The organism is Mesorhizobium sp. M7A.F.Ca.ET.027.02.1.1 (assembly GCF_004022985.1).
In the GTDB taxonomy this organism is placed as follows: Bacteria; Pseudomonadota; Alphaproteobacteria; order Rhizobiales; family Rhizobiaceae; genus Mesorhizobium.
In genome coordinates this window covers 1-3,084 of record NZ_RZOL01000558.1, presented here as the reverse complement: position 1 = coordinate 3,084, position 3,084 = coordinate 1, and the positions used below count along the sequence as shown (strand labels likewise).

At 62.5% G+C, this 3,084-nt stretch carries 2 protein-coding genes and 1 pseudogene; 1 reads left to right on the top strand and 2 read right to left on the bottom strand.

The features are described from left to right. The coding region (locus tag EN749_RS33315) for an MFS transporter (protein ID WP_145991116.1) at positions 1-670 on the bottom strand (670 nt) is incomplete at its 3' end. Positions 671-825: 155 nt separating this feature from the next. Next, positions 826-1,725 carry a neutral zinc metallopeptidase gene (locus EN749_RS33310; RefSeq protein WP_128364757.1) on the bottom strand — a complete coding sequence of 300 codons (900 nt, stop codon included), beginning with the start codon at positions 1,723-1,725 and terminating at the stop codon, positions 826-828. A gap of 187 nt (positions 1,726-1,912) precedes the next feature. Between EN749_RS33310 and EN749_RS33305 the strand changes: the two are divergent. Then, positions 1,913-3,084, top strand: a pseudogene (locus tag EN749_RS33305) (hypothetical protein); the annotation flags it as partial.

Sequence of the window (3,084 nt, the reverse complement as noted above, 5' to 3'; positions counted from 1 at the left end):
GCCCGATCCAGCCGATGCCTTGATATTGGCGCATCTGCAGCAACGTGCCGACCGGGTTGGCGCGTTTCCACTCGAAGCGGCGGCGATGCTTGTCATCGAGCGTTTCCGGGAGGAAAAACAACGCAATGAGGAAATTCACGAAGGCGAGCCCGGCGGCGAAATAGAATGGCACGCGCGGCCCGAACGTGCCGAGCAGCCCGCCCAGAACCGTCCCGATGACGAAGCCGACGCCAAACGCGATACCGAGCAGGCCGAAATTCTTTGCCCGGTTCTCATCGTTCGAGATATCCGCGATGAAGGCTGAAGTCGTCGAATAGCTGGCGCCTGAAATGCCGGCCAGCACACGCCCGATGAACAGCATCGGGTAGGACCAGGCGACCGCGCAGATCAGATTGTCGATGGAGAAGGTCAGCACTGATGCGAGCAAGATCGGCCGCCGCCCGAACCGGTCGCTCAAGCCACCCATGATCGGCGCGAAGACGAACTGCATCGCCGCATAGACGAAGAACAGCCAGCCGCCTTCGATCGCCGCGCCGCTGATGCTGACCCCGGTCAATTCCCGGAGATAGGCCGGCAGCACCGGCATGATCATGCCGAAGCCGATAATGTCGAGCAGCAGCGTTGTGAAGACGAGCGCAAGGCCCCGTCTGGCGGTTTTGGGGTCGATCATGCAGGATCAAGCTCCTCTGCTCGCCCTCAGGCGCAGGCGGACGCACTTATAGGCGAGCCCGCGGCAAGGAACAATAAGGGAACAATCAGGATGCGTTCATCCTGACACCCCCTGACGGCAACATCGCCGGCAGGTGAAGCTTGAAAACGGCCTGGTCAGATCGGCCCACTCAGCGTGTTGCAATCCGACAGCTTGCCGCTCTTGTAACCACGCGCCAGCCAGGTCTGCCGCTGCTGCGAGGTGCCGTGGTTGAAGCTTTCCGGCACGACATAGCCCTGCGTCTTCTTCTGCAGCGTGTCGTCGCCGATCTTTTGGGCAGCATTGAGCGCCTCTTCGAAATCGCCCTGCTCCAAGATGCCCTTCTGCCCGGTGAAATGCGCCCACACCCCGGCGAAGCAGTCGGCTTGCAGCTCGATGCGCACCGACATCTGGTTGGCCTCCGCCTGGTCCATGCCTTGCCGCATCTGGTTGAACTTGGACATAATGCCCGTCAAGTTCTGCACGTGGTGGCCTACCTCGTGCGCGATCACATAGGCTTGGGCGAAGTCGCCAGAGGCGCCGAACTGCTGGTCGAGTTGCTGGAAGAAGGTTGTATCGAGATAGACCTTGTGGTCGCCCGGACAATAGAACGGCCCGGCGGCCGACGATGCCGAGCCGCAGGCCGAACGGATCTGGCCGCTGAACAGCACCAGCTTCGGGTCCTCATATGTCAGCCCCTGCGATTTGAAGATGCCGGTCCACGTGTCCTCGGTCTCGGCCAGAACGGTCGCCACGAACTGCTTCATCTCATCATTGGCCGGCGTAGCAGAGCCGCTGTCCTCGGTAATCTGGCCGCCGCCGCCCGGCGCCAGTCCGCCGCCACCCAGGATCGTCGACGGATCGAAGCCGAAATACCATCCGGCCAGCACCACCAGGATGACAAGGAAGATGCTGCCGCCGCCACCGGTGCGGCCGCCGATCGGAATGCGGAACTGGCCACCGCCGCCGCCGAGCCCGCCACCGCCGCTGCGGTCGTCCTCGATATTGTCACTCTGACGACGGCCTCTCCAGAGCATGGCAACTCCTCGCGCTGCAAACTTCCCCGTTGTTGCGGGGCTCGACCCAACAAACAACTATCTCAATGGTTGCTCCAAGTCACAGCATTTTTCCAGACCGCGGCGGTTCTGGCATGACGGCCTCACCGCTCTGGCCGAGAGTGCGCAAGGCCTGTAGCATTGCTCGTGGATGGGGGATGTATTGGGCTTGAAGACGATCGGTTCGTTCCTGTCGCTGATTGCGGCGTTGTTTTGCCTCGGCACGCCGGTAGCCGGCGCGGTGACGCTCGATTCCAGCGTTGCCGTCACCGACCCCGCCACCTTGCAGGCATTGGAACGCGGCGGACTGTCGATCAGCCGCCTGCTGGGGCCAGCGCTCGGCCTGACCCGCGAGGTCGACAATCGCGGTCTGTTCTCGGTACCGGCTTTGGCGACAGTGCGCGACACAGTCAAGCAGCAGATCGCCGACGAGCCGAAGACCAGTCCGGACCCCTATGTCGCCGACATGGCCAGATCGAAGGACACCAGCCAGAAATTCAATCCAAAATACATCGACGACGACGGCTCGACGCTGGACCTCACCGGCGTTGTCAACCGCATGGACCGCGGCTATCTCGGCCACACCGAATGCGGCGAGATCCGGCTGATCTACCGCTTCCACTATTCGATCGCTGAAAAGCCGGTGAAGGGAAAGGCGGGCCAGCGCATTTCCTCGCGGCTGCCGTTGACCATGAGCCTGGTGTTCAACGCCAAACCCAGGCAGGCACAAGCGCGCGCCTCCAAGGACCTGCCAGGCGCCACCGATGTGTCCTGCGCCGATATTGCCCAGCGCTGGCTGGCAGCCGGAAAAAAGGACCTGCCGCCCGACCAGCTTGCCGCCTGGCTGCGCTCCGACGAGGGGCCGCTGTCGGGCGCCATGCTCAATTCGTCCCAGATCATGCGACTCGAACTCAACATGCAGGTGCTGCGCCTGTCTGCCTCGACGCGGCGCGATTTCGGCGGTCATGCCGAATACCTGCTGAAGATCTTCAAATGGGATCCGGCGACGGCCAGCTTCTATGAAGCGAAGATGGAAAACCAGATCGACCGCGCCACCGTGCTGGCCGACAAGCCGTCTTTCGCCAAATGGCTGCTGACCGACCGCAACATCTACGACCTCGACCATGGCCGGCTGGTCATCGATGAAAAATTCCTGGCCAGGAGCGCCGTCTCCGTCGCACCCGGCGGCCTCAGCCGGTCGCAGAACAACATCGTCTACGGGCTGGTCGACGACGCCGACATCGACAAGGCGCTGAAGGACTACGTCGCCAGGGGCAATACGCTCGCCACCATCAAGTCGGCGGCCGGCTTCAAATTGCGGCTCAACGAGATGAGTTGCAC

Bases quoted from the DNA above. Each gene is read 5' to 3' on its own strand.
- EN749_RS33310 (WP_128364757.1), bottom strand. From the start codon at position 1,725: ATGCTCTGGAGAGGCCGTCGTCAGAGTGACAATATCGAGGACGACCGC.